Here is a 25,913-nt window from a genome sequence, read left to right as displayed (position 1 = left end):
ATGCCTCGCGGTTAGCGTTGACGATTAGCGATACTGTTCGTTTCCGGGTTCATACGCTCGCGGCGTGAACGCGCGGGCGTCCAGTCCAGCGCGCCAATACGCACCAGATAAACCAGACCTGCCAGTAACACAAAAATAAAAATTGCAGCTTCCACAAAGCCAATCCAACCGCTTTCACGGATAGAGGTTGACCATGCGAACAGATACAGCGCTTCAACGTCGAAGATAACGAAGAACATGGCTACCAGATAAAACTTGGCAGACAGGCGCAAGCGGGCGGTGCCGACCGAGTCGATACCTGATTCAAACGGCACGTTTTTAGATCTCGCGCGCGCGCGACCACCTAAAAACCAGCCGCCGACGAGCATCAGGCAGCACAGGCCAATGGCGACAATAAGAAAGATAGCGAATGCCCAGTGATGAGCGATGACTTCAGTGGATGTTGACATACTCATTGCTTACTCATCAAAAGTAGCGCCAAATTCTCTGCTCTTTTCGGCAGATGAACGCCACATCGATTCATGGGGAGGAATAAAAAAAACCTTACAATCACTGTGAAAAATCATTTTAGACAGCTAATTGATGGGGTTTTTTACTCCTTTCTATAACCTTTTGTCAACTTTAACAAAAGTTTCCTCACATTATTTTACACAACTCCAACACCATTAACATAAAGTGCTATTTAGACCCATTTCGATCGCGTCATCGGTCATTTTTAATGTTGTTGAATCGTGTCCGTAGTGAAGTAAAAAAATGATACCCGTCTATTTTGACAGGAATTCACACAGATGCCTCCCCCTAAATGGGAGTATTTTCTTGATCTGTGACACGCTTTTGTTAATTCACCATAAAAAACAGCAACAATTTCTCTAGTTTTTTAACATGAAAATGAATAGCGCCTCGAGTGATTGTTTTTTGCATTATTTGTAGGTGATTTTTTTACCTACTGATTTTGTTAAGTTTTGGTATACAAAATGCCATCTCCGACCATTATTTGCATAAAAAAAGAGCCACCGGATGTTTTTTCATCACCAGCGACTCTTTTTTGCACTTACATTTTATAACGATTATTTATGGTACATCACTCAAAGTCGCCTTCGACAATCAGCGAATCGTCTCCCCCTTCAGGGGTAAACTGGTTGTATTGCCAGGGATTTTGATAGGTCTGCATCGACTTAAAGATCACCTGAGCCAGCTCATTTTGTGATGCAGGGTCGCAGCACAGCAAGTACTCCGTTTCCGGCAACGGTGGCAATCCGTCCGCCGCGCCCAGTACGCGTAAATCCGGGCTCATCATTTCTACAGGACGGGCAGTCACGCCCAACCCCGCCTTCACTGCCGCACGAACAGCCGCTAATGTTGAAGCAACATAGGCCAGACGCCACGGGATCTGTGCAGCGTTCAGCGTTGCCAGTACCATATCGCGGAACGGACTCGGATCATCCAGCAGCACCAGCGGCACCGGCTCACCTTTTTGTAAAATATATTCGGCCGCACAATACCAGTGCGTAGGTGAGGTACGCAGATTCAGACACTCAAAATCGCCTGGCCGGTTGGTTGTCACCACCAGATCAACGTCTTGTGACTTCAGCATATCCACCATGTAAGCGTTGCGTTTCACTCTGACATCCAGCGCAAGCTTCGGATAAACCGAACTTATCCGGTTCAGCAGAAAAGGAAGGATAGTATCCGCTGACTCATCAGAAGCGCCAATAGTTAACACTCCCTGAAGATTGTTAAACATCAATGATGAGCATGCCTCATCATTAAAACGCAATATTTTTCTGGCGTAACCCAGCAACTGAATCCCATGCTCGGTCAGTAGTTTGTTACGTCCATGGCGCGCGAACAACTCTTTCCCCACAAGTTGTTCGAGACGTTGCATTTGCTGACTCACCGCAGACTGAGTGCGACATACCGCAGCTGCCGCAGCCGCGAAGGTATTCAGATCGGCAACGGCAACGAAGGTTCTCAGCAGATCGAGATCGAGGTTAATTATCGGACGATTTGCATTTATCATAATTTTTCACTTACTCGCGGGTCATACCGGGTTAATGCTGTGCATTCAGAAACAAACAACTCCATTTGTAATGGGCCTCCCTCGCAGTTTCACCAGGTGTAACCAGGTGAAAATAAGGATGTATTTGCTTTAACAAACGAAACAATTCCCTTTCAGCGCTATATAATACCCGTGACACTCATCGGAATATAGCAACGAGAAAGAGTCATTTTTTTAGCTGTTGGATGATTCTGACTAATGGAAAACATGTAAATTTTGTAAATTTGAAAAATAGTTAACGAACACTAATTTACACATTAAAAACTAACTTTTCAGTATGTTAGAAACTCTTAACTAACATTAGAATTATCGCAAAACACAAGTTGCGTACCATTTCATGGGACTTATCTTAACCTAAAACCACTATATTTATAAGTGTTATCGCGAATTAATCGAAGCAAAAAGGTGATAACTCAGACTGGCAGTTTTCGTATTATTAACGCGTTCAATAAATACTGTTTAAATATTAAATAATAATTAATTAAGAATGCCACCATTCATTAATTATACTTAACAATAGATTCACACCGCGTCGTTGTCAGATCAGGCCGATAACAGTTTGTCAGGCTCAAACCTCAGTATTTTCGAATTGCGCAATACAGCAGATACTCCCGACCGCGCCCCGTTTTGCACATCTCACTATTTTTACCAAAACAAATCACCATACCCTAGCCGCCACATCGAAACATATAACCACAAAATCAAAAATATCAAGATTATAATTCTATATTAATTTCATTATTTAGTTATTAACAGTTAATTATAACATCGCAACTTTCGAAATCTTCTACTAAAGACCCTTCAAAACTCACCGTCGGGGGAGTACATTGTTCTGTGCTGACTTCCACGGCAGGGAGTGGCATTCACAGCTAAAAAGGTCAAGATTCATGTCCCCCATTGAAAAATCCAGCAAATTAGAAAATGTCTGTTATGACATTCGTGGCCCGGTTCTGAAGGAAGCAAAGCGCCTGGAAGAAGAAGGCAATAAAGTTCTGAAACTCAACATCGGCAACCCTGCGCCATTCGGGTTTGAAGCACCAGATGAAATTCTGGTCGATGTGATCCGCAATTTGCCTACCGCACAAGGGTATTGCGATTCAAAAGGTCTTTATTCAGCCCGCAAAGCGATCATGCAGCATTACCAGGCCCGCGGGATGCGCGATGTTACCGTGGAGGACATTTATATCGGTAACGGCGTTTCTGAATTAATCGTTCAGGCGATGCAGGCGTTGCTGAACAGTGGGGACGAAATGCTGGTTCCTGCACCTGATTACCCGCTGTGGACAGCGGCAGTATCGCTCTCTGGCGGTAATGCCGTGCACTACCTGTGTGATGAATCGTCAGACTGGTTCCCGGACCTTGATGATATTCGGGCAAAAATCACCCCGCGCACTCGTGGGATCGTCATCATTAACCCAAACAACCCTACCGGCGCCGTTTACTCTAAAGAGCTGCTGATGGAGATAGTTGAGATTGCTCGCCAGAACAACCTCATTATCTTTGCTGACGAGATTTATGACAAAATTCTCTATGATGATGCCGAGCATCACTCAATTGCGGCAATGGCCCCGGATCTGCTGACTATTACCTTCAATGGCCTGTCAAAAACTTATCGTGTTGCGGGGTTCCGCCAGGGTTGGATGGTACTGAACGGACCGAAGAAACATGCCAAAGGGTATATTGAAGGTCTTGAAATGTTGGCCTCCATGCGTTTATGCGCCAACGTTCCAGCGCAACACGCCATTCAAACCGCGCTGGGTGGATACCAGAGCATCAGCGAATTTATCATGCCAGGCGGACGTTTGTATGAACAGCGCAACCGGGCCTGGGAATTACTTAATGATATTCCGGGCGTCTCCTGCGTGAAGCCACGCGGCGCGCTGTATATGTTCCCGAAAATTGATGCCAAACGCTTCAATATTCACGACGACCAGAAGATGGTTCTCGACTTTCTGCTGCAGGAAAAAGTCCTGCTGGTTCAGGGAACGGCTTTCAACTGGCCGTGGCCGGATCATTTCCGTATCGTCACACTGCCGCGTATTGACGATATCGAAATGTCGCTAAGTAAATTCGAGCGCTTCCTGTCAGGGTATCGCCAGCTGTAACCACGCAAAGTGCTACCGGGTTTGCATCCGGTAGCACTCTCTGCGCAAAATACCGTTACTGAAGTCACTGAGTAAGGGTCGTTATGAAGCAGAGCCACTTTTTTGCCCACCTCTCCCGTCTGAAACTCATTAACCGCTGGCCGCTGATGCGCAACGTGCGCACCGAAAACGTGTCTGAACACAGTCTGCAGGTTGCCATGGTTGCTCATGCGCTGGCCGCGATCAAAAACCGTAAATTTGGTGGTCAGGTAAATGCTGAGCGTATTGCCCTGCTGGCGATGTATCACGATGCGTCAGAGGTGTTAACCGGCGATCTCCCTACCCCAGTGAAATATTTCAACTCGCAGATTGCTCAGGAATATAAAGCGATAGAGAAAATTGCCCAGCAAAAACTGGTCGATATGGTTCCCGATGAGTTGCGCGATATTTTTGCACCGCTCATTGATGAACATGCCTTAAGTGAAGAAGAAAGATCGATTGTTAAACAGGCCGATGCCCTGTGCGCGTATCTGAAGTGCCTGGAAGAACTCTCAGCCGGTAACAACGAGTTTCTGCTGGCGAAAACACGTCTGGAAAAAACGCTGGAGTCACGACGCAGCGAAGAGATGGACTACTTTATGGACGTGTTCGTCCCAAGCTTTCACCTTTCATTAGATGAAATCAGCCAGGATTCACCGCTTTAAACGATTTTGCCGGATGGCGGCTAACGCCTTATCCGGCCTACAGGTAGCGTGATATCCGTAGGCCTGATAAGCGCATCGCCATCAGGCGTTTACTGCGGCGGTCAAAACGGGAACAGCATCGGGATCATCACCACGCACACTGCCATGACAATCACCGTAAACGGTACGCCAATCTTCACGAAGTCGCTAAAGCTGTAGTTACCCGGCCCCAACACCAGCGTGTTAACAGGTGAAGACACCGGCGTCATAAAGGCGGCGGAAGCCGCCATCGCAATCACCATCGCAAAAGGATACGGCGAAACGCCCATCGACTTTGCCGCCGCCAGCGCAATCGGTGCCATCAGCACCGCTGTTGCGGTATTCGAGATAAATAAACCAATGGTCGCACACAGGACAAACAGACAACCCAGCATCATGTACGGGCCATATCCCCCACCGACGTCCATGAGTCCTTTTACCACCAGATCGACACCGCCAGTCTTTTGTAAAGCCAGCGCGAAAGGCATCATCCCGACGATCAAGATAATGCTTGGCCAGTGGATCGCCTTATAGGCGCTCTCTGCATCAATACACCGGAATTTCCCCATCAACAGGCAGGCGATAATTGCGGCCACCGTATTGGGTATTTCATCCGTCAGCATTAACGCAACCATCAGAACCAGGCAGAAAATCGCGTGCGGTGCCTGGCTGTGTGCCGGAGACGCTTCACTGACTTCTACCGGCATGTTCAACACCACAAAGTCGCGGCCTTTTTTACCCAACGATGTGATAAGTTTCCAGTTACCCACGACCAGAATGATATCGCCCATCAGCAACGGTTCATCCACTACCGCGCCGTCCATCGCCGTACCATCACGCTTCACCCCGACGACATTCAGGCCGTAACGCGTACGAAACGCGATTTCCCTTACCGTTTTACCGATTAATTCTGATTCCGGGATCAACGAAATCTCAGCCATCCCCACATCAAGCGCCTGTTCGGAAAAATACTCGCCGCGCAGCACCATCGGCTCCAGCAATTGTTCACTGCAGAATTCGCGCAGATCGACATCAGCGGCGGACATATCAATGAGCAAAACGTCACGGGCACGGAACTCAGAGACCCCATTAACGTCCACAATCACGCGCCGAAAGCGACGCCAGCGCTCAACACCAATCACGTTCGCCCCGTAGCGCTCACGCAGCTTCAGGTCGTCAAGACGCTGGCCAATCATCGGCGAGCCGGGACGAATAGCCAGGCGGCGGGCGCGCCCCGTCAGACGATACTCTTTGATAAGATCGCGAAAGGTCCGGCGTTTCCAGCCATCCCCCTGTTGCCCGGAGTCCTCACCTTTGAGCATAAAACGCATCAGCAGCATGTAAATGATGCCGAGCACCAGAACAACCAGCCCAAGCGGGGTCACGCTGAAAAAGCTGAAACCGTTGAGTCCCTCGCGCAGTAACTCACTGTTGACGACCAGGTTGGGCGGCGTCGCCACCAGCGTCATCATGCCGCTGATAAGCCCCGCGAAGCTAAGCGGCATCATCAGACGCGAGGGCGAGGTTTGCATGCGCATAGATACGCTTAAAACAACAGGAATAAAAATCGCGACTACGCCAGTGGAACTCATAAAGGCACCGAGCCCGGCGACGGTGATCATCAGCAAAACCAGCATTTTGACTTCACTACTGCCGGCCACCTTCACCAGCCATGCCCCCATCACCGTTGCCACCCCGGTACGCACCAGGCCGTCACCAATGATAAATAAAGCCGCAATCAAAATAACGTTAGGATCGCTGAAACCCGAAAAAGCCTCTGAGATGCTCAGTGTTCCACTCAGAACAAAGGCAATGATGACCAACAGAGCAACTGCATCCATACGCACTCTGCCAGTGGCAAACAAAACGACGGCAATCGCCAACAATGAGAGAACCCATATCAATTCACCGTTCACAACATATCCTTGTTAAATGAGAGGGATGGACTGATTCTGCCATAAAAAAGCCCCAACAATCTGGGGCTAAATCATGATCAGGTATTTCTTACTACGACCACATTTCCGTTGGGTTGCTTGGTCACGGAAATCTGTTCCAGACTGGTCAACGAAAAGTCGACCTCATCCAGGCGCGGCGTGTCCGCAGGCGCATTGACCGCGATCACATGACACCCAGCCGCCAGTCCTGAAAGCACCCCAGCGGGCGCATCTTCAACCACGGTACACTCTTGCGGTGCGAGACCCAGCAGTTGAGCGCCTAACAGATAAGCGTCTGGTTCTGGTTTCCCTCTTTTTACCCGCTCAGCTGTAACAAACACTTCAGGCGCGGGAAGACCAGCAACACGATGGCGCGCTCGTGCGACTGGCATAGAACCGGAGGTCACAATCGCCCAAGGAATACCCGCTTTATTGAGGTGGTTGAGCAACTCAACAGCCCCCGGCAGCGCGGTGATCCCAGCGGTTTCCGTCGCTTCGATCTGCTCAAGACGGGTGAACTCCGCAGCGATCTCAGCCTCAGATTTGCCCACCATAAAGTGTCGCAGAGAGGTAATGGCCTGCTTGCCATGAATAAAGCCGAGCACCTCGTCGTGATCGAGGCCAAAACGATCGGCCCAGTTGCACCACGCGCGTTCTACTGCGGGTAAGGAATCGACCAGCGTTCCATCCAGATCAAACAGAAAACCTTTGCACTGCACGCTCGCCCCCTCAGGCATTAATGATTTGGTTAATTTCATTCGCGCTCAGGTGATACTGGCGCGGGCAAGAGTGCCAGACGTTCAACATACGCTGATATTTTTCCCACATCGGGGTCTGGGCGTTGAAGCCATGCGTACCCGCATCAAAGTGGGTATAGCGACCTTCCACATTGACCATAAAGCGAACGTATCCGAGGAAACGGGCTTCCGTTGCGGCGTCAAAACCGAGGAAGGTCACGCGGCGCTCATCAATGGCCTGTGCATCCTTAAGATTAGTCCAGGACACATGTAATGCGTGATACATCTCCATAATATCGATAATCGTACGGCAGGTTTCTTCCGTCAGCTCACCAAACTCACGATCCAGCTCGCGCATCTGCAAACCGTATCCGCGTTCAATAATCGTCTGCAAACGACGATAACGCTCGGCGTTAGTGGGATCGAGCATAGTCATCATTTTGTACTGATTCGACAAAATCAGACGTTGAGCGTTGGTCATTTCCATTTGGGACTCCTGTATCACTACTACTGCGATGAAAAAAAAGAAGGCATCTTGTGCCTTCTTTTATATGCGTAATCAGGGGTCAATTACAAATCATCGAGGAAAGTTTTATCCAGTTGTTTGAAGGCACGCTTAAGCGTGTCAGCCAGCGCCTGGTAATCAGGCTTCCCTTCAACCGGCGATAACGCCTGTCCGGCTTCTTGTAATTTCCCCCGAACTTCGTAGAACCAGTTGAGAATCGAAGGCGGCAGCGGTGTCACGGAGCGCTTACCCAACCACCACATGCCCTGCATTGGCAGGCTCAGCGCAAACAGCGCGGTCGCCACAGCCGGTCCCAACTGACCACCCAACGCAATTTGCCAGCATAAGGTGAAGACGGCGATAGGCGGCATAAAACGGATTGCGTAACGTGTCATACGGATCACGCGGTTCTCTACAAACACGGGCGCGAGGCGCTTTTCCATTGGCCACGTCTTCGCGTAGTGCTGCCCCCGGCGGAACAAGCTAAAAAAATTGACGGAACGATTATCCGGTGTCGACATGGCGGTTACCTCAACTTCACATATAAAAATTAAAAAATTTGTGCAAAACAACAACTACAAAGGACATCGTTCAAAACATTTTGTCTTTGATACCCACATTCAGGTATCCTGTGCCGGCCTGTAAGGCCTTTAGTCCAAAATCATTGAGTCGTCAAATTGACACATAGTATGCCATTGGCTGAAAAATACGCAAAATGACATAGACTCAAAGGTATTTATTCCATCGTGCCCAAAAAGACCCTGGCGCATGATGTTAATCATAAACGTCGGTGTCATCATGCGCTACGCTCTATGACTCCCTGACGTTTTTTTAGCCACGTATCATAAATAGGTACTTCCATGTCGAGTAAGTTAGTACTGGTTCTGAACTGCGGTAGCTCCTCACTGAAATTTGCCATCATCGATGCAGTAAACGGTGAAGAATACCTTTCTGGTTTAGCCGAATGTTTCCATCTCCCAGAAGCACGTATCAAATGGAAAATGGATGGCGGTAAACAAGAAGCGGCTTTAGGTGCAGGCGCCGCTCACAGTGAAGCGCTGAATTTTATCGTTAATACTATTCTGGCACAAAAACCAGAACTGTCTGCTCAGCTGACTGCGATTGGTCACCGTGTTGTTCACGGCGGCGAAAAATACACCGGCTCTGTAGTTATCGACGATTCCGTTATTCAGGGTATCAAAGATGCAGCCTCTTTTGCACCGTTGCACAACCCTGCACACCTGATCGGTATCGCTGAAGCGCTGAAATCCTTCCCGAATCTGAAAGACAAAAACGTGGCCGTATTCGACACCGCGTTCCATCAGACTATGCCGGAAGAATCTTACCTCTATGCCCTGCCGTACAGCCTGTACAAAGAGCATGGCATTCGTCGTTACGGCGCGCACGGTACCAGCCACTTCTTCGTGACTCAGGAAGCGGCAAAAATGCTGAACAAACCGGTTGATGAACTGAACATCATCACTTGCCACCTGGGCAACGGCGGTTCTGTTTCTGCAATCCGTAACGGTAAATGTGTTGATACCTCCATGGGTCTGACCCCGCTGGAAGGTCTGGTGATGGGTACGCGTTCCGGTGACATCGACCCGGCGATCATCTTCCACCTGCACGACACCCTGGGCATGAGCGTTGACCAGATCAACAAAATGCTGACCAAAGAGTCTGGCCTGCTGGGTCTGACTGAAGTCACCAGCGACTGCCGTTATGTTGAAGACAACTACACCACCAAAGAAGACGCTAAACGTGCAATGGACGTTTACTGCCACCGTCTGGCGAAATACATCGGTTCCTACACCGCGCTGATGGATGGTCGTCTGGATGCGGTTGTCTTCACCGGTGGCATTGGTGAAAACGCCGCGATGGTTCGTGAACTGTCTCTGGGCAAACTGGGCGTTCTGGGCTTCGAAGTTGACCACGAACGTAACCTGGCCGCACGTTTCGGCAAATCTGGTTTCATCAACAAAGAAGGTACCCGTCCTGCGGTGGTTATCCCAACCAACGAAGAACTGGTTATCGCGCAAGACGCGAGCCGTCTGACTGCCTGATTTCACACCGCCAGCCTAGCTGGCGGTGCTGTTTTGTAACCCGTCTAAATTGGCGGTAACGAAAGAGGATAAACCGTGTCCCGTATTATTATGCTGATCCCTACCGGAACTAGCGTCGGCCTGACCAGCGTCAGCCTTGGCGTTATCCGTGCTATGGAACGCAAAGGCGTTCGTCTGAGCGTCTTTAAGCCTATCGCTCAGCCTCGTGCCGGTGGCGATGCGCCTGACCAGACTACCAGCATCGTGCGTGCTAACTCTTCTCTGCCAGCCGCTGAGCCGCTGAAGATGAGCCACGTTGAATCTCTGCTGTCCAGCAATCAGAAAGATGTGCTGATGGAAGAGATTATCGCGAACTATCACGCGAACACTAAAGACGCTGAAGTTGTACTGGTTGAAGGCCTGGTCCCAACCCGTAAACATCAGTTCGCGCAGTCTCTGAACTACGAAATCGCGAAAACGCTGAACGCGGAAATCGTCTTCGTCATGTCTCAGGGTACCGATACCCCGGAACAGCTGAACGAGCGTATTGAACTGACTCGCAGCAGCTTCGGCGGCGCGAAAAACACCAACATCACCGGCGTAATCGTTAACAAACTGAACGCACCGGTTGATGAGCAGGGCCGTACTCGCCCGGATCTGTCTGAGATTTTCGACGACTCTTCCAAAGCGAAAGTGATCAAAGTTGATCCGGCTAAACTGCAGGAGTCCAGCCCGCTGCCGGTTCTGGGCGCGGTGCCGTGGAGCTTCGATCTGATCGCCACCCGTGCAATCGATATGGCGCGTCACCTGAACGCCACCATCGTGAACGAAGGCGATATCAATACCCGTCGCGTGAAGTCTGTGACTTTCTGCGCACGCAGCATTCCGCACATGCTGGAACACTTCCGCGCAGGTTCTCTGCTGGTGACTTCCGCTGACCGTCCGGACGTGCTGGTTGCTGCATGCCTGGCAGCGATGAACGGCGTGGAAATCGGCGCCCTGCTGCTGACTGGCGGCTATGAAATGGACGCGCGCATCACTAAACTGTGCGAACGTGCATTCGAAACTGGCCTGCCGGTATTCATGGTCAACACCAATACCTGGCAGACCTCTCTGAGCCTGCAGAGCTTCAACCTGGAAGTTCCGGTTGACGATCACGAGCGTATTGAGAAAGTTCAGGAATACGTTGCTAACTACATCAACGCCGACTGGGTTGAATCTCTGACCGCAACGTCTGAGCGCAGCCGTCGTCTGTCTCCACCAGCGTTCCGCTACCAGTTGACCGAACTGGCGCGTAAAGCGGGCAAACGCGTTGTTCTGCCAGAAGGCGACGAACCGCGTACCGTTAAAGCGGCGGCTATCTGTGCTGAACGCGGTATTGCAACCTGCGTGCTGCTGGGTAACCCGGATGAAATCACCCGTGTTGCAGCGTCTCAGGGCGTTGAGCTGGGCGCTGGCGTTGAAATCGTTGACCCGGATGTGGTTCGCGAAAGCTACGTTGCACGCCTGGTCGAGCTGCGTAAGAACAAAGGTATGACCGAAACCGTTGCCCGCGAACAGCTGGAAGACAACGTCGTTCTCGGCACCCTGATGCTGGAACAGGACGACGTTGACGGTCTGGTTTCCGGTGCCGTTCACACTACCGCGAATACCATTCGTCCACCGCTGCAGCTGATCAAAACTGCACCGGGTAGTTCCCTGGTGTCTTCTGTGTTCTTCATGCTGCTGCCGGATCAGGTTTACGTTTACGGCGACTGCGCGATCAACCCGGATCCAACCGCAGAACAGCTGGCAGAAATCGCGATTCAGTCCGCTGAATCCGCGATTGCCTTCGGTATCGAACCGCGCGTAGCAATGCTCTCCTACTCCACCGGTACTTCTGGTGCAGGTAGCGACGTAGAGAAAGTACGTGAAGCGACTCGTCTGGCACAGGAAAAACGTCCTGACCTGATGATCGACGGCCCGCTGCAGTATGACGCCGCCGTTATGGCTGATGTAGCAAAATCCAAAGCGCCGAACTCTCCGGTTGCAGGTCGCGCTACCGTGTTCATCTTCCCGGATCTGAACACCGGTAACACCACCTACAAAGCGGTACAGCGTTCTGCCGACCTGATCTCCATCGGGCCGATGCTGCAGGGTATGCGCAAGCCGGTGAACGACCTGTCTCGTGGCGCGCTGGTAGACGATATCGTCTACACCATCGCTCTGACCGCGATCCAGTCTTCCCAGCAGCAGCAGTAATTTGCTGCGTGTGCCGGATGCTTTATCCGGCAACACATCCTGCTTATCAAACCGGAAATAGCTAATATTTCCGGTTTTTTTATATCTGTTTTTCCCGTTTGCATAATCTGAAACATTTACCAGGATGCGCTGCATCAATGAATAACTATTCTCCTGTTTGCATACTTACCCTCTTTTGCATTGCAACAGGGATAGTCTTTCATGTCAGCAGTAACAGAAACACGGTCAGCCAAAAAGTGGGCGATGCCCGACACGCTGGTGATAATTTTTTTCGTCGCCATTTTAACCAGTCTGGCGACCTGGGTTGTTCCCGTCGGGATGTTCGACAGTCAGGAAGTGCAGTATCAGGTTGATGGGCAAACCAAGACCCGCAAGGTTGTTGATCCCCACTCATTCCGAATTCTGACCAATGAAGCCGGTGAAGAGCAGTATCACCCGGTTAAGTTCTTTACCACCGGTGACGAAAGTCCAGGCCTGATGAACTTCCCGTTTGAAGGGTTAACCTCCGGCTCTAAATTCGGTACTGCCGTTGGCATCATTATGTTTATGCTGGTGATTGGCGGCGCGTTTGGCATCGTGATGCGCACCGGAACCATTGATAACGGCATCCTGGCGCTCATCCGCCATACCCGGGGTAACGAGGTCTTGTTTATCCCGGTGCTGTTTATTCTCTTCTCATTGGGTGGCGCGGTATTTGGCATGGGGGAAGAGGCTGTCGCCTTTGCCATTATCATCGCGCCGCTGATGGTACGCTTAGGTTACGACAGTATCACCACCGTACTGGTGACCTACATTGCCACCCAAATTGGCTTTGCCAGTTCGTGGATGAACCCATTCTGTGTGGTTGTCGCACAGGGTATTGCCGGTGTCCCTGTGCTCTCGGGTTCGGGTCTGCGCATCGTGGTGTGGGTTGTGGCGACGATGATCGGCCTGACATTCACGCTGGCCTACGCCGCGCGCATCAAAAAGAATCCGCTGCTGTCACGCGTGCATGAATCTGACCGCTTCTTCCGCGAACAGCAGGATGAGGTCATTGAGCGCCGCTTCACGCTCGGCGACTGGCTGGTACTGATGGTGCTGACGGGCGTGATCGTGTGGGTCATTTGGGGCGTTATCGTCCACGCGTGGTTTATCCCGGAGATTGCCAGCCAGTTTTTCACCATGGGTCTGGTTATTGGCATTATCGGCGTTGTGTTTCGGCTCAACGGCATGACGGTCAACATTATGGCCTCCTCATTCACTGAGGGTGCGCGCATGATGATTGCCCCTGCCCTGCTGGTCGGTTTTGCCAAGGGGATATTGCTGCTGGTAGGCAATGGTGAAGCGGGCGATGCCAGCGTACTGAATACCCTGCTGCACAGCATCGCCAACGGCATTAGCGGTCTGGATAACGCCATTGCGGCGTGGTTTATGCTGCTGTTCCAGGCGGTATTCAATTTCTTCGTTACCTCCGGCTCCGGTCAGGCTGCGTTGACCATGCCGCTGCTGGCACCGTTGGGCGATCTGGTTGGCGTCAACCGTCAGGTCACCGTTCTGGCATTCCAGTTTGGTGACGGATTCAGTCATATTATCTATCCTACGTCGGCATCACTGATGGCAACGTTAGGCGTTTGTCGGGTGGATTTTCGTAACTGGCTGAAGGTAGGCGCCACGCTGTTGGGACTGCTGTTTATTATGTCCAGCGTGGTGGTGATTGGCGCGCAGATAATGGGCTACCATTAAACAACAAGGCCGGATAATGCGCATCAGCGGCTTATCCGGCCTACAACGACTCCCGATCCCGTCATCCAGGATCGGCGGTGCTGAATTTACTCAGCTTCTTCGTGTTTTTCGGCTTTCGCACTTTCATTCTTGGCATTGCGTGTCATCCACAGCGCCAGTGCCTTCAGTGAGTCCGGTGTAAATTCATCACAGCGCGCGGTAATTTCTTCCGGCGTCAGCCAGCACACTTCACTAATTTCTTCTTCCTGCAGCGCAAACGGTCCGTGAGAAACGCAGCTAAACAGCCCGCCCCAGACGCGACAGTTCTGGTCTTCAAAATAAAACTGACCGTGCTCGGCAAACGGGACACCGGCAATGCCCAATTCTTCTTCAGCTTCACGACGCGCGGAGTCCAGAAGCTGCTCATCAGCCTGAACAACCCCCCCCGCGGTAGCATCCAGCATACCGGGCATGAAGTCCTTTGTCTCAGTGCGACGCTGAACCAGAATTTTACCCATACCATCGTGTACAACGATATACGTTGCACGGTGGCGCAAGCATTGTGCCCGCATTTGTTCCCGGCTGGATTGTGCGATGACTTCATTGTCTTCATTCACAATATCCACCCATTCAGTACTTGCCAAACGACGCTGTTCCACCATCAGGAAACCTTCTTTTTTCTAGCGCTCTTACGGCGCGTTTACGTTTGTGGGGTAACTTACGGATTAATCTCGACCTGCGCAATAATACTTTGATCATTGAGTGCCATCACGCTGAGAACATTATCATCCAGAATCCCGTAGCTTGCCGTAAATCCCCCTTTCGGGATGCTTACCGAACCCGGGTTAAACTGGTAGATATCCCCACGTCGCTCTGCCACCGGCAGATGCGTATGTCCATAAACCAGCACATCGCCGGCGTTGAGCGGTGGTAAGTTATCCGGACCAAAAAGATGTCCGTGCGTCAGAAAGAGTCGCTGGCTGTCAGTCAGAATTTGCTGCCACGGCGCGGTTATTGGAAAATGCAGAAGCATCTGATCCACTTCGCTGTCGCAATTACCACGTACCGCAATTATCCGCGACGCCTGCTCATTCAAACGCTCGGCGACCTGCGCTGGCGCGTAGCCCTCTGGCAGCGCATTACGCGGCCCATGGTTCAATACATCGCCCAGTATCACCAGCCATTGCGCACCGCTTTGGGCAAACCGTTCAAGTACGCATTCCGTAGCCGGCAACGAACCATGAATGTCCGATGCGAACATCAGTTTCATCACTCACCCCTCGTTGAAAAATACCTTTCAATGATACTGGATTACGTCCCTACTTTCAGCAGGAACGCTTCGCTGAAAGCGCGATAAAACGTTGTACCGAAGCGCGTTGCCACTGGAAGGTGGCATACTCTGCGAGCTGTTCTGGTACATCATCGCCATTCAGAACCAGTCGATTAAGCATTAGCGCTAAATCGCTGTCTGCGATACACCATTCACCAAACAAATTCTGCTTACCGTGCGCCAGTAAACTGCCCGCCGTGGCAAACAATTTTTCCGCACTGGCCCTTCCTGCTTCCGTCAACGGACCTTTCTTCACGCCAGCAAAAACCACATCCGTCGAACGCTCTTCCCGGATAGGCATCAGATCGCTACGGAGCCAGGCCTGAACCTGGCGGGCGCGAGCCCGTTTTTGTAGATCGTGCGGATAAATGCGCTCCCATTGTGGTGGAGCGAAACGCTCTTCCAGGAACTCGGCAATCGCCGAGGATTCACTCAGTTCAAAACCGTCAATGTCAAGAACCGGTACGCGCCGCGTCAGCGCATACCCTTGCCATGAAGGTTGCAAGTGTTCGCCACTATTGAGGTTGACAGTTTTCAGCGTAAAAGGCAGCCCTTTCTCTTGCAGAGCGACATAAACAGACAGTACATAAGGGGAGAAAAAGTTGGCATCTGACCACAGCGTAATTGCAGGTTTGCTCATAATGTCCTCTGAAGTGTATTGGCTTTCTTTCAAAATATAGAGTCTTTCTCTCGCTGTCACTTGATGAAAACTCACACACGTCGGCAGCTTCTATACTTGTAGTGACCCGGTTCATGACAAAACGGACGCTGAAAATGATCGACCTTTACTACACTCCATCGCCAAACGGGCACAAAATCACACTGTTTCTCGAAGAGGCGCAGTTAAAATACCGTCTGATTCATGTAGATATCAGCAGAGGCAGCCAGTTCCGCCCTGACTTTTTGCTGATTTCACCGAATAATAAAATTCCGGCCATCATCGACTGCGCCCCGGAGGATGGCGGAAAACCCATTAGCCTGTTTGAGTCTGGCGAGATTTTACTCTACCTGGCGGAAAAGAGCGGTAAGCTACTCAGCGGCGAATTACGCGAGCGCCACACCACGCTGCAGTGGCTCTTCTGGCAGGTTAGCGGACTTGGGCCAATGCTGGGACAAAACCATCACTTCAGCCACTTCGCACCGCAGACTATCCCCTACGCCATTGAACGGTATCAGGTGGAAACCCAGCGACTGTACAACGTCATGAATAAACGCCTGGAAATATCACCCTGGCTGGGTGGCGATCATTACAGCATTGCCGATATTGCCTGCTGGCCGTGGATTAATCTCCACCAGCGCCAGCGTATCGACCTCGACAACTATCCGGCGGTCAATAACTGGTACGAACGTATCCGTACTCGTCCTGCAACAGAACGGGCGATGCAGCAAGCGCAGAGCGAGAAAAGTTAACGCGATTCGGTTCTCGTGTATCATGAAAAGGTTCATACATGGAGGAAACCTGCAATGTCACAACCTGACGCAATTATTCGTATAAAAAACCTTCGTCTGCGCACTTTTATCGGCATTAAAGAAGAAGAGATTCTGAACCGACAGGATATCGTCATCAATATTGCCATCCACTATCCAGCAGACAAAGCCCGGACCAGTGAAGATATCAACGATGCGCTGAATTATCGCACCATCACCAAGAGCATCATTTCGCACGTTGAGAGTAACCGCTTCTCATTGTTGGAAAAATTAACGCAAGATGTGCTCGATATCGCACGCGAACATCACTGGGTCACTTATGCTGAAGTGGAGATCGATAAACTTCACGCATTGCGTTACGCCGACTCCGTTTCCATGACATTGAGCTGGCAGCGCTAAACGTAACCCGGGAGGCGACATGCAGATTCTGATGCAGATTCTGATTACCGGCGGTACTGGCCTGATTGGACGTCATTTGATCCCCCGCCTGCTGGAACTGGGGCATCAGATTACCGTAGTGACACGTACTCCTGATAAGGCTCGTCAGATTCTGGACTCCCGGGTCACGCTATGGAAAGGGCTGGAAGAGCAGCAAAACCTCGATGGCGTTGATGCTGTCATCAATCTTGCCGGAGAGCCTATCGCCGACAAACGCTGGAGCGCTGAGCAAAAAGAGCGTTTGTGCCAGAGCCGCTGGGGGGTTACGCAGAAACTGGTCGATTTAATCAAAGTCAGCAACACGCCGCCTGCCGTACTCATCTCCGGTTCCGCTACGGGATACTACGGCGATCTGGGTGAAGTCGTTGTGACGGAAGAAGAACCGCCACATAATGAATTCACCCATAAGTTGTGCGCCCGCTGGGAACAAATCGCCAGCGCTGCGCAAAGCGACAAAACCCGCGTATGTTTGCTGCGTACTGGCGTTGTATTGGCCTCTACAGGCGGGATCCTCGCAAAGATGGTTCCACCGTTTCGTCTGGGGCTTGGCGGTCCTATCGGCAATGGGCGTCAATACCTGGCCTGGATCCATATTGACGATATGGTCAACGGGATTATCTGGCTGCTGGATAACGATCTGCGCGGTCCCTTCAATATGGTTTCGCCATACCCGGTTCGCAATGAACAGTTCGCCCATGCGCTGGGTCATGCCCTAAACCGCCCGGCGATCTTGCGCGTTCCGGCAGCCGCTATGCGGCTGCTGATGGGCGAATCCTCGGTGCTGGTCCTCGGGGGGCAGCGCGCGTTGCCCAAGCGACTGGAAGGGGCAGGTTTTGCGTTTCGTTGGTACGATTTGGAAGAAGCGCTGGCCGATGTCATCCGATAATGTCTGATATCCCTTCACTGTTGCCATTGTGGTGGTATGGTTAAAAAACCAAATACCACAATGGCGACGTTATGGCGATAATATCAACACCCCGACTTACTCTCTCTTTATACCAACTCGCTGACTGGCCTTTTTTCCAGCGGCTACGAGAAAATCCGGACGTCATGCGTTTCATGGGTGATATCGCCCCAACCAAAGATACTCGCCTGCTCTTCGCCAGACGCCTTTCCGCTCGACATACCTTTGTTATCCGGGAGCACAACAACACGGCGCAACTGGGCGATATTGGCTTACAGATAAGTCATCTTTATCCTCAGGAAGCTGATATTGGCTATGCCATCACGCCGCGGGCGCAGGGAAAAGGGATTGCCAGCGAAGCCGTACGTGCCGTGTGCGATTATGCCTTTCAACAGGCTGGCGTAACGGCGATAAATGCCTATGTATTAGCCGGAAATACCGGGTCGATACGCATTCTGGAAAAAACAGGATTTATACGCACTCAGGTGCTTGAAAAAGCCTATGAAGTGAACGGCATAGCGTATGACGACTGGGTTTATCGTCTGGAGTACAGCGCGTTAAAGCGGTAGGCCCGGAAAGCGTAACGCCTCCGGGCAACTTACTTATTTCAGCGAGCCCTTGAGAAACTGCTGCAAACGCGGGCTTTGCGGATTACCGAATACCTGCTCCGGGTCGCCCTCTTCCTCAATTTTCCCCTGATGCAGGAAAATCACGTGCGTGGAGACATGTCGAGCGAATCCCATTTCGTGGGTCACGACCACCATGGTTTTCCCCTCTTCGGCCAGCTGTTGCATAATACGCAACACCTCGCCCACAAGCTCTGGGTCAAGCGCCGATGTGGGTTCATCAAACAGCAACACTTCCGGTTCCATCGCCAACGCACGCGCAATAGAGACGCGCTGCTGCTGACCACCGGACAGATGTACCGGATATTTGCCCTGCGCGCGCTCATCAATACCGACTTTGGCCAGATACTTCACCGCACGTTCGCGGGCTTCCTGCTTGCTCAGCCCCAGCACCTGAATCGGCGCTTCCATCACGTTTTCCAGCACCGTCATGTGGCTCCACAGGTTGAAGTGCTGAAAGACCATCGTCAGTCGCGTGCGTAGCAGACGCAGCTGATTTTTATCTGCAACCTTCAACTGACCGTCTTTGTCGCGCACCAGGCCAATATTCTGACCGCTAACCACAATCGTTCCGGCACTCGGCTTTTCCAGAAAGTTAATGCAGCGCAGGAAGGTACTTTTACCCGAACCTGACGAACCAATAATACTGATAACATCACCCGCATTGGCCTGCAGCGATACCCCTTTCAGCACTTCATGTTCGCCGTAGTGCTTATGTAAATCGATAACGTTTAATTTATTTTCAGACATCGTGTTACTCGAATCATTTAGAGGATACATGCTGCAACCAGCGTTTTTCCGCTTTACGGAACAGGCTAATCAGGACATACGAAATAATCAAATACAGTACGGCGGCAATACCGAAGGCGGTAAACGGCTGATACGTTGCCGAGTTGATATCGCGGGCGATCTTCAACAAATCAGGCACCGTGGCGGTAAATGCCAGCGCTGTGGAGTGCAGCATTAAAATGACTTCATTGCTGTAAGCCGGCAGCGCAATACGCAGCGCGGAAGGCAAAATAATGCAGCGATACAGTTTGAATGACGAGAAACCGTATGCGCGCGCGGCTTCAATCTCACCATGGGGTACGGAACGAATAGCCCCGGCGAAAATCTCCGTCGTGTAGGCACAGGTATTCAGCGTCAATGCCAGCACGGTACAATTCAGCCCACTGCGGAAAAATGCGTTAAGGAAGTCCGTTCCTTTGACGATCTCCAGCGTATACATCCCGGAATAGAACACCAGAAGTTGAACGTACAGCGGCGTGCCACGAAAAATATAGGTGAACAGCCAGATGGGAAACTGGATAAATTTATTACTGGAAACGCGACCAATCGCCAAAAACAGCGCCAGTATCCCGCCCATCACCACCGACGAAATCAGCAGCCAGAGAGTGATAGCAACGCCAGTGTAGCGATATCCGTCAGTCCACAGCAGGGACTTCCAGTATTCCTGAATAATCTCAATCACAGGTCAGCCCTCTTCACACCCACGGAGTAGCGGCGCTCAAGGTACAGCAGCACACCATTAGACACGGTGGTAAACACCAGATAGATGACCCCGCACACCACGGCAAAATAGAACGGCTCCCAGGTACTCTTCCCGGCAAGCTGAGTGGCTTTCACTACGTCTTCAAGTCCAAGCAGTGACACCAGCGCCGTGGCCTTAAGAATGACCTGCCAGTTGTTGCCTATTCCCGGTAAGGCATAGCGCATCATCGCCGGGAACATAATGCGGCGAAATATTTGTGAGCTGGTAAAACCGAATGCCGTCGCGGCCTCAATATGACCTTTTGGCACAGCCATGAACGCACCACGGAACGTTTCGGTAAAATAGGCGCCGTAGATAAACCCAAGCGTAATTATACCCGCGACCATCGGATCGATATCAATCTGGCCGATACCGATGGCATCGGTAATGGTATTCAGCGCAATTTGTAACCCGTAGAAGATGAGCAGCATTAAGACGAGATCGGGAACCCCGCGGATAAGCGTTGTGTACCCTTCGAAAATAAGCCCCATTGCCCGGCTTTGCGACAGCTTAGCTGCCGCGCCGACAAGACCTATCAGAACCGCCAGTACCACCGAGCTGAGTGCCAGCTCAAGCGTAACAATTGCGCCCTGTAAAATAACACCTGAAAAGCCATACAACATGCTGCCTGTCCTGTCGTGTGTGGTGGAGTAGTAAGCCTCTTTTGATTTCAGACTAACCGTTAAATGCCGGATGGCGGCTTTGCCTTATCCGGCCTACAAAATCACCGTAGGCCTGATAAGCGCAGCGCCATCAGGCATAAATTCAACGCGTCAAAAATCTACGGGCTTTATCAGCACCTGCGGTGATTAACCGCCGTAAACATCAAAATCGAAATACTTTTTCGCCAGCTTCTCGTAAGTCCCGTCAGCGCGCATTTCAGCAAAGGCTTTGTTCAGCGCTTCGCGCAGCTCGTTATCGTCTTTGCGCAGCCCCATACCGGTACCCACGCCGAATAACTTTTCGTCTTTCACAGACGGGCCGCCGAATTTGTAATCTTTACCGACCGGCTGTTTCAGGAAGCCTTCGCTGGCCGCGACTTCATCCTGGAATGCGGCGTCAATACGCCCGGCAGTCAGGTCAGAATAGATATTGTCTTGTCCCTGATAGGAGACAATTTCAATGCCTTTTGGCGCCCAGTGCTCGTTACCGAACGTTTCCTGAGTCGTGCCCTGCAGCACGCCGACACGTTTACCTTTCAGCGACTCAATAGTCGGCTGAATAGCAGAATCTTTAGCGACAACCAGACGCGAGTCGGCTGCATAAAGCTTGTCGGTAAAGGCAATTTCCTGCTGACGTTTTTCAGTAATGGAAAGCGAGGACATGATCGCATCGATTTTTTTCGCTTTTAGCGAAGGGATCAGCGCGTCCAGCGGGTTTTCCACGAAGGTACATTGCGTATTGATACGTTTGCACAGCTCTTTAGCCAGATCGATATCAAAACCGACTAATTCACCCTGCGCATTTTTCGATTCGAACGGCGCATAAGTAGGATCGGTACCGATACGAATTTTTTGCGGAATGGCGGCAAATGCTGCGGTAGCACTGGAGAAAGCCAGAACCAGAGAAAGAGACAACACCAGTTTTTTCATAACTATCCTCAACAGACTGTCTTTTATAGGGGATCTTTACAGGACCAGGTGCAGTTATCGTGCCATTAATCAGGCCGACAAGGCAAAGCATTCTACCCTGTCGGCGGTATTTATTTGCATGAAAAGCGCTTAAGTATGCACTCATGCTTATTAAGCCAACGACAAAAGCACCAAAAAAGTGCACTGAATGTATTATGCACCGTAATGGTTACCCGCAATGGTGCAGTCAATTCCCCGCTGCGGCGTATTAATCGCCGTAGACATTGAAGTTAAAATACTTACTCGCCATTTTGTCGTAAGTGCCGTCTTTGCGCAGTTCACCCAGCGCTTTATCAAAAGCGGCTTTCAGCTCGGTGTCATCTTTGCGCAAACCAATCCCGGTTCCGTCGCCAAAGTATTTTTTATCTTTTACCGAAGGACCTGCAAAGTCGTAGTCTTTACCGGCAGGCTGCTTCAGGAAGCCTTCGCTGGCCGCGACTTCATCCTGCAACGCCGCGTCGAGACGACCCGCCGTCAGGTCAGAATAAATGAGATCCTGGTTCGCATAGGCCACCACATCCACGCCTTTGCTACGCCAGTTGTCATTGGCATAGGCTTCCTGAGTAGAGCCTTGCAGCACGCCAACGTGTTTACCCTTGAGGGAATCCAGAGTCGGTTTAATTGGGGAACCTTTCGCGGCGATCAGACGTGAGTCTGCTGCGTAAAGTTTGTCTGAGAACGCAATCTCTTGCTGACGCTTCTCGGTGATAGAAAGCGAGGAGATAATGGCGTCAATTTTTTTCGCTTTCAGCGACGGGATCAGCGCATCAAAGTCGCTGGCAACCCAGGTACATTTGATCTGCATGCGCTTACACATCTCATTTCCCAGATCGATATCAAAGCCGACAAAGTCGCCTTTGGCATCTTTAGAGGAAAAAGGTGCGTATGTTGTATCTGTACCAATACGAACCGTCTGCGGAAGTGCTGCGTAGCTGGCCGCGGTGGCGGAAAGTCCTACCAGCAAAGACAAAGCAAGAACCGTCTTCTTCATACATAACCCTCAAGTGGCGTAATTTTATTATGTTTTACGTTGTGTTGTGTGTTTGCAGACTTTTTCATGCAGGTCTTATGCCATTTTCGCGTCGATGAGGATATTCGACGTTAAATATGTTAATAAAACGTTGCAATAATGTCCTGATTTTGAAGATAGCAGGTCTGACGGTTGAACCGCAGCGTTTCGTTGAGTTTTAGCGAATTAAATGTTGAGGATATGATCGCGGTTACAAAATTGCCCTGAAACAGGGCAACGGACGCTTCTTTGCACGCTAATGGAACGGCTCACGCCCCTTGCCAGCGGGTGAACAGATCCTGTGGAAGGGAAATATCGAACTGGTCAAGTACGCGGTTAACCGTTTGATTAATCACATCATCGAGCGTTTGCGGGCGATGATAGAACGCCGGGACAGGCGGCATAATTACTGCGCCAATTTCTGCCGCCTGGGTCATGAGGCGCAGATGCCCCAAATGCAGCGGCGTTTCGCGCACGCACAGCACCAGCGGGCGGCGTTCTTTCAACACCACATCTGCCGCACGGGTCAGCAGCCCATCGGTATAGCTGTGGACGATGCCGGAAAGCGTTTTAATGGAACACGGCAGGATAACCATTCCGGCGGTCTGAAAAGAGCCGGAAGAGATACTGGCGGCGATATCGCGCGTATCGTGAGTCACATTCGCCAGCGCCTGTACGTCACGCACGGTGAGGTCCGTTTCCAGTGCCAGCGTCTGCCGGGCAGCGGCACTCATCACCAGATGGGTTTCCACATCGGTAACGTCACGCAAAACCTGCAGCAGGCGCACGCCGTAAATTGCCCCGCTTGCGCCAGAAATACCAATGATGAGTCGTTTCATGTGTAATCGCCCTTACTTGCTCAGGGCCGACTTTGCAGGAAATTACGGTGAGTTGCAAGCAAGGGTGCAGGTTGCGCCCTTGCTTGCGAGCAAACATTAACCTTCGTTGTGCATCTCAAGGTTTTCCGCTTCGTTCTGACGCAAAATCGCTTTGGCGTCGTCATTACGCAGGGAGTCGAGGAAATCGAGATATTGCTGGTCGACGTCTTTGGTGACGTACACGCCGTTAAACACGGAACATTCAAACTGCTGAATATCCGGGTTCTCAGCACGGACGGCTTCAATCAGATCGTTCAGATCCTGGAAGATAAGACCATCTGCGCCAATTATCTGGCGAATCTCGTCCACTTCGCGACCATGAGCAATCAGCTCCGTCGCCGTAGGCATATCGATACCATAAACGTTCGGGAAGCGAATTTCCGGGGCAGCAGAGGCCAGATACACCTTCTTCGCTCCTGCCTCACGAGCCATCTCGATAATCTGTTCTGAGGTCGTACCGCGCACGATGGAGTCATCCACCAGCAACACGTTTTTATCACGGAATTCCGCACGGTTGGCGTTCAGTTTACGGCGCACGGATTTACGGCGCAGCTGCTGGCCTGGCATGATAAAGGTACGGCCCACGTAGCGGTTTTTCACAAAACCCTGACGGTACGGCTTACCGAGAATACGGGCAATTTCCAGCGCGATATCACAGGAGGTTTCCGGAATCGGGATCACCACGTCAATGTCCAGATCTTCCCATTCACGAGCAATTTTTTCGCCAAGCTTGGTACCCATGTTTACGCGGGCGCTGTAGACGGAAATCTTGTCGATAAAGGAGTCAGGACGTGCGAAGTAGACATATTCAAACAGGCACGGATTGCTGACCGGGTTATCGGCACACTGGCGGGTAAACAACTGACCTTTTTCGGTGATATAAACCGCTTCGCCAGGGGCAACGTCGCGCAGGAATTCAAAGCCCAGCGTATCCAGCGCTACGCTCTCGGAGGCCACCATGTATTCGGTACGACCATCGCCGATATCACGTTTACCCAGCACCAGCGGGCGGATGCCGTTCGGATCGCGGAAAGCAACCATACCATGGCCGATAATCATCGCCACGCAGGCATAGGCGCCGCGGATCTGGCGGTTGGTTGCGGCAATAGCAGCAAAAATATTGTCGGCTTCCAGCGGATAGTGGCGGAAATTATCCAGCTCGCTGGCGAAAATATTCAGCAGAATTTCAGAATCTGAAGTGGTATTGATGTGGCGGCGCTTTTCTTCAAACAGCTTTTTACGCAGCTCATGCGCGTTGGTCAGGTTGCCATTGTGGGCAAGCGTGATGCCATACGGTGAGTTGACGTAGAAAGGTTGGGCCTCAGAGGCGCTGGAGCTGCCAGCCGTTGGGTAACGCACATGACCAATGCCCATGTTGCCCTGCAAACGCTGCATGTGGCGCGCTTCAAAAATGTCGCTCACCATTCCGTTCGCTTTACGCAAGCGGAAGCAGTTGTTGGCATCAATGGTGATGATGCCAGCGGCATCCTGGCCACGATGCTGGAGCACCGTTAACGCGTCATAAATCGACTGGTTTACCGGCATAACACCGGCGATACCGACAATACCGCACATACGTCTTTTCCTCGTTCAGCAACAACCCAAAGTTTATACTTTGGGCAAGAAACTTGACGAGCTTTGCAGATAGTCAAAGAACCATCTGATGATGAAACTGAACTGCGGGATCAGCTGCGACTTACTCCAGTCTTCACTTTTCGACAGACCGGTAAATGTATCGAGAAAGAACAAGATGGCGGCGACGATCAGCGCCCCTCTCAGAGCTCCGAAGCAAATCCCCAACACCCTGTCGGTACCCGACAAGCCTGTTTTCTCTACCAGCTGGCCTATCACAAAGTTAACGATAGCGCCGACGATAAGTGTCGCGATGAACAGTATCGCGATAGCAATCCCATTTCGAACCAGTTCGTCTTCAAAGCCCGTAAACCAGACAGACAGGTAAGTGTAGTAATGGCTGGCGACAAAGAAAGCACAACCCCAAGTCACCAACGATAATGCTTCACGAACAAAGCCACGGATCAGGCTAACCAGACAGGAAAAACCAATCACCGCGATAATGGCGTAATCAATCCAGACCATATGTGTCCCACGATTT

26 protein-coding genes are annotated in these 25,913 nt (G+C 51.2%); 9 read left to right on the top strand and 17 right to left on the bottom strand.

Annotated elements, in window-relative coordinates; genetic code table 11:
* Positions 1-11: 11 nt before the first annotated feature.
* Complete coding sequence (nuoA, locus tag FDX24_RS14465; RefSeq protein WP_040230134.1) at positions 12-455, bottom strand: NADH-quinone oxidoreductase subunit NuoA; 444 nt, start codon at positions 453-455, stop codon at positions 12-14.
* A 626-nt stretch (positions 456-1,081) separates the two neighbouring features.
* Entirely contained in the window at positions 1,082-2,020 is a 939-nt protein-coding gene (gene lrhA / locus FDX24_RS14460) for a transcriptional regulator LrhA (RefSeq protein WP_005129482.1), read from the bottom strand.
* 926 nt (positions 2,021-2,946) lie between these two features.
* On the opposite strand from lrhA, the gene alaA reads away from it, so the two are divergent.
* Both alaA and yfbR read left to right on the top strand, forming a co-directional pair.
* Positions 2,947-4,164, top strand: coding sequence for an alanine transaminase AlaA (alaA, locus tag FDX24_RS14455; protein WP_003028082.1), 1,218 nt, complete (start codon positions 2,947-2,949; stop codon positions 4,162-4,164).
* Between the two features lie 83 nt (positions 4,165-4,247).
* Positions 4,248-4,847 carry a 5'-deoxynucleotidase gene (gene yfbR, locus FDX24_RS14450; protein WP_003028083.1) on the top strand — a complete coding sequence of 200 codons (600 nt, stop codon included), beginning with the start codon at positions 4,248-4,250 and terminating at the stop codon, positions 4,845-4,847.
* Between the two features lie 101 nt (positions 4,848-4,948).
* Here yfbR and FDX24_RS14445 read toward each other — a convergent pair whose 3' ends face one another.
* The 4 genes from FDX24_RS14445 to yfbV all read right to left on the bottom strand — a co-directional run bounded on the left by FDX24_RS14445 (position 4,949) and on the right by yfbV (position 8,562).
* Positions 4,949-6,781, bottom strand: a complete 1,833-nt coding sequence (locus FDX24_RS14445) for an SLC13 family permease (protein ID WP_048211069.1) — start codon at positions 6,779-6,781, stop codon at positions 4,949-4,951.
* 77 nt (positions 6,782-6,858) lie between these two features.
* Complete coding sequence (locus FDX24_RS14440) at positions 6,859-7,536, bottom strand: sugar phosphatase (RefSeq protein WP_086523398.1); 678 nt, start codon at positions 7,534-7,536, stop codon at positions 6,859-6,861.
* Positions 7,529-8,023: a YfbU family protein gene (locus FDX24_RS14435; RefSeq protein ID WP_003028086.1), complete on the bottom strand. Its 495-nt coding sequence runs from the start codon at positions 8,021-8,023 to the stop codon at positions 7,529-7,531. The genes FDX24_RS14440 and FDX24_RS14435 overlap by 8 nt, the downstream gene beginning before the upstream one ends.
* A gap of 83 nt (positions 8,024-8,106) precedes the next feature.
* On the bottom strand, positions 8,107-8,562 hold the full coding sequence (yfbV, locus tag FDX24_RS14430) for a terminus macrodomain insulation protein YfbV (RefSeq protein WP_003028087.1): 456 nt from the start codon (positions 8,560-8,562) through the stop codon (positions 8,107-8,109).
* A gap of 339 nt (positions 8,563-8,901) precedes the next feature.
* Here yfbV and ackA point away from each other — a divergent pair, with 339 nt between their 5' ends.
* The 3 genes from ackA to yfcC all read left to right on the top strand — a co-directional run bounded on the left by ackA (position 8,902) and on the right by yfcC (position 14,046).
* Entirely contained in the window at positions 8,902-10,104 is a 1,203-nt protein-coding gene (gene ackA, locus FDX24_RS14425) for an acetate kinase (protein WP_061068223.1), read from the top strand.
* A 75-nt stretch (positions 10,105-10,179) separates the two neighbouring features.
* On the top strand, positions 10,180-12,324 hold the full coding sequence (pta, locus tag FDX24_RS14420) for a phosphate acetyltransferase (protein WP_137364508.1): 2,145 nt from the start codon (positions 10,180-10,182) through the stop codon (positions 12,322-12,324).
* A gap of 201 nt (positions 12,325-12,525) precedes the next feature.
* On the top strand, positions 12,526-14,046 hold the full coding sequence (yfcC, locus tag FDX24_RS14415; protein ID WP_116360438.1) for a putative basic amino acid antiporter YfcC: 1,521 nt from the start codon (positions 12,526-12,528) through the stop codon (positions 14,044-14,046).
* An 86-nt stretch (positions 14,047-14,132) separates the two neighbouring features.
* Here yfcC and yfcD read toward each other — a convergent pair whose 3' ends face one another.
* The 3 genes from yfcD to yfcF are packed head-to-tail and all read right to left on the bottom strand — an operon-like array spanning position 14,133 to position 15,995.
* Positions 14,133-14,687, bottom strand: coding sequence for an NUDIX hydrolase YfcD (gene yfcD, locus FDX24_RS14410; protein WP_048211064.1), 555 nt, complete (start codon positions 14,685-14,687; stop codon positions 14,133-14,135).
* 56 nt (positions 14,688-14,743) lie between these two features.
* Complete coding sequence (gene yfcE, locus FDX24_RS14405) at positions 14,744-15,295, bottom strand: phosphodiesterase (RefSeq protein WP_048211063.1); 552 nt, start codon at positions 15,293-15,295, stop codon at positions 14,744-14,746.
* Between the two features lie 55 nt (positions 15,296-15,350).
* Complete coding sequence (yfcF, locus tag FDX24_RS14400; protein WP_048211062.1) at positions 15,351-15,995, bottom strand: glutathione transferase; 645 nt, start codon at positions 15,993-15,995, stop codon at positions 15,351-15,353.
* A 134-nt stretch (positions 15,996-16,129) separates the two neighbouring features.
* Here yfcF and yfcG point away from each other — a divergent pair, with 134 nt between their 5' ends.
* The 4 genes from yfcG (at position 16,130) to FDX24_RS14380 (ending at position 18,694) form a co-directional block, all read left to right on the top strand.
* Complete coding sequence (gene yfcG / locus FDX24_RS14395; RefSeq protein ID WP_048211061.1) at positions 16,130-16,765, top strand: GSH-dependent disulfide bond oxidoreductase; 636 nt, start codon at positions 16,130-16,132, stop codon at positions 16,763-16,765.
* A gap of 54 nt (positions 16,766-16,819) precedes the next feature.
* A complete protein-coding gene (folX, locus tag FDX24_RS14390; protein WP_005129505.1) occupies positions 16,820-17,182 on the top strand; it encodes a dihydroneopterin triphosphate 2'-epimerase in 363 nt (120 codons plus the stop codon).
* 31 nt (positions 17,183-17,213) lie between these two features.
* On the top strand, positions 17,214-18,107 hold the full coding sequence (locus FDX24_RS14385; RefSeq protein WP_101742315.1) for a TIGR01777 family oxidoreductase: 894 nt from the start codon (positions 17,214-17,216) through the stop codon (positions 18,105-18,107).
* A gap of 71 nt (positions 18,108-18,178) precedes the next feature.
* Positions 18,179-18,694 carry a GNAT family N-acetyltransferase gene (locus FDX24_RS14380; RefSeq protein ID WP_071887365.1) on the top strand — a complete coding sequence of 172 codons (516 nt, stop codon included), beginning with the start codon at positions 18,179-18,181 and terminating at the stop codon, positions 18,692-18,694.
* Positions 18,695-18,727: 33 nt separating this feature from the next.
* On the opposite strand, the gene hisP is transcribed toward FDX24_RS14380, so the two are convergent.
* The 8 genes from hisP to cvpA form a co-directional block, all read right to left on the bottom strand.
* On the bottom strand, positions 18,728-19,501 hold the full coding sequence (hisP, locus tag FDX24_RS14375) for a histidine ABC transporter ATP-binding protein HisP (protein WP_061068225.1): 774 nt from the start codon (positions 19,499-19,501) through the stop codon (positions 18,728-18,730).
* Positions 19,502-19,514: 13 nt separating this feature from the next.
* The gene (gene hisM / locus FDX24_RS14370) at positions 19,515-20,222 is read right to left on the bottom strand and encodes a histidine ABC transporter permease HisM (protein WP_003028116.1); all 708 of its coding nucleotides are present in this window, start codon (positions 20,220-20,222) and stop codon (positions 19,515-19,517) included.
* Complete coding sequence (locus FDX24_RS14365; protein ID WP_003028118.1) at positions 20,219-20,905, bottom strand: histidine ABC transporter permease HisQ; 687 nt, start codon at positions 20,903-20,905, stop codon at positions 20,219-20,221. The genes hisM and FDX24_RS14365 overlap by 4 nt, the downstream gene beginning before the upstream one ends.
* 186 nt (positions 20,906-21,091) lie before the next feature.
* On the bottom strand, positions 21,092-21,874 hold the full coding sequence (gene hisJ / locus FDX24_RS14355) for a histidine ABC transporter substrate-binding protein HisJ (RefSeq protein ID WP_003028120.1): 783 nt from the start codon (positions 21,872-21,874) through the stop codon (positions 21,092-21,094).
* 247 nt (positions 21,875-22,121) lie between these two features.
* Positions 22,122-22,904, bottom strand: coding sequence for a lysine/arginine/ornithine ABC transporter substrate-binding protein ArgT (gene argT / locus FDX24_RS14350; RefSeq protein WP_003028123.1), 783 nt, complete (start codon positions 22,902-22,904; stop codon positions 22,122-22,124).
* A 287-nt stretch (positions 22,905-23,191) separates the two neighbouring features.
* On the bottom strand, positions 23,192-23,761 hold the full coding sequence (locus FDX24_RS14345) for a UbiX family flavin prenyltransferase (RefSeq protein ID WP_115601723.1): 570 nt from the start codon (positions 23,759-23,761) through the stop codon (positions 23,192-23,194).
* A 96-nt stretch (positions 23,762-23,857) separates the two neighbouring features.
* Positions 23,858-25,375 (bottom strand): amidophosphoribosyltransferase, encoded by a 1,518-nt coding sequence (gene purF, locus FDX24_RS14340; RefSeq protein ID WP_005129677.1) that lies wholly within the window; start codon positions 25,373-25,375, stop codon positions 23,858-23,860.
* A gap of 33 nt (positions 25,376-25,408) precedes the next feature.
* A complete protein-coding gene (cvpA, locus tag FDX24_RS14335) occupies positions 25,409-25,897 on the bottom strand; it encodes a colicin V production protein (RefSeq protein ID WP_005129678.1) in 489 nt (162 codons plus the stop codon).
* Positions 25,898-25,913: the final 16 nt, after the last annotated feature.

Origin of the sequence: Citrobacter sp. wls716, from assembly GCF_005280975.1 — a bacterium.
GTDB lineage: Bacteria > Pseudomonadota > Gammaproteobacteria > Enterobacterales > Enterobacteriaceae > Citrobacter > Citrobacter youngae.
Note: the sequence above shows the minus strand (reverse complement) of the source record. Positions and strands in the feature narration are given on the sequence as shown.

Bases quoted from the DNA above. Each gene is read 5' to 3' on its own strand.
- argT (WP_003028123.1), bottom strand. From the start codon at position 22,904: ATGAAGAAGACGGTTCTTGCTTTGTCTTTGCTGGTAGGACTTTCCGCC.
- FDX24_RS14345 (WP_115601723.1), bottom strand. From the start codon at position 23,761: ATGAAACGACTCATCATTGGTATTTCTGGCGCAAGCGGGGCAATTTAC.
- ackA (WP_061068223.1), top strand. From the start codon at position 8,902: ATGTCGAGTAAGTTAGTACTGGTTCTGAACTGCGGTAGCTCCTCACTG.
- yfcD (WP_048211064.1), bottom strand. From the start codon at position 14,687: ATGGTGGAACAGCGTCGTTTGGCAAGTACTGAATGGGTGGATATTGTG.
- yfbV (WP_003028087.1), bottom strand. From the start codon at position 8,562: ATGTCGACACCGGATAATCGTTCCGTCAATTTTTTTAGCTTGTTCCGC.
- hisP (WP_061068225.1), bottom strand. From the start codon at position 19,501: ATGTCTGAAAATAAATTAAACGTTATCGATTTACATAAGCACTACGGC.
- yfcC (WP_116360438.1), top strand. From the start codon at position 12,526: ATGTCAGCAGTAACAGAAACACGGTCAGCCAAAAAGTGGGCGATGCCC.
- lrhA (WP_005129482.1), bottom strand. From the start codon at position 2,020: ATGATAAATGCAAATCGTCCGATAATTAACCTCGATCTCGATCTGCTG.
- yfcG (WP_048211061.1), top strand. From the start codon at position 16,130: ATGATCGACCTTTACTACACTCCATCGCCAAACGGGCACAAAATCACA.
- folX (WP_005129505.1), top strand. From the start codon at position 16,820: ATGTCACAACCTGACGCAATTATTCGTATAAAAAACCTTCGTCTGCGC.
- cvpA (WP_005129678.1), bottom strand. From the start codon at position 25,897: ATGGTCTGGATTGATTACGCCATTATCGCGGTGATTGGTTTTTCCTGT.
- FDX24_RS14385 (WP_101742315.1), top strand. From the start codon at position 17,214: ATGCAGATTCTGATTACCGGCGGTACTGGCCTGATTGGACGTCATTTG.
- yfcF (WP_048211062.1), bottom strand. From the start codon at position 15,995: ATGAGCAAACCTGCAATTACGCTGTGGTCAGATGCCAACTTTTTCTCC.
- nuoA (WP_040230134.1), bottom strand. From the start codon at position 455: ATGAGTATGTCAACATCCACTGAAGTCATCGCTCATCACTGGGCATTC.
- yfcE (WP_048211063.1), bottom strand. From the start codon at position 15,295: ATGAAACTGATGTTCGCATCGGACATTCATGGTTCGTTGCCGGCTACG.
- alaA (WP_003028082.1), top strand. From the start codon at position 2,947: ATGTCCCCCATTGAAAAATCCAGCAAATTAGAAAATGTCTGTTATGAC.
- FDX24_RS14435 (WP_003028086.1), bottom strand. From the start codon at position 8,023: ATGGAAATGACCAACGCTCAACGTCTGATTTTGTCGAATCAGTACAAA.
- FDX24_RS14380 (WP_071887365.1), top strand. From the start codon at position 18,179: ATGGCGATAATATCAACACCCCGACTTACTCTCTCTTTATACCAACTC.
- purF (WP_005129677.1), bottom strand. From the start codon at position 25,375: ATGTGCGGTATTGTCGGTATCGCCGGTGTTATGCCGGTAAACCAGTCG.
- FDX24_RS14365 (WP_003028118.1), bottom strand. From the start codon at position 20,905: ATGTTGTATGGCTTTTCAGGTGTTATTTTACAGGGCGCAATTGTTACG.
- hisJ (WP_003028120.1), bottom strand. From the start codon at position 21,874: ATGAAAAAACTGGTGTTGTCTCTTTCTCTGGTTCTGGCTTTCTCCAGT.
- yfbR (WP_003028083.1), top strand. From the start codon at position 4,248: ATGAAGCAGAGCCACTTTTTTGCCCACCTCTCCCGTCTGAAACTCATT.
- FDX24_RS14440 (WP_086523398.1), bottom strand. From the start codon at position 7,536: ATGCCTGAGGGGGCGAGCGTGCAGTGCAAAGGTTTTCTGTTTGATCTG.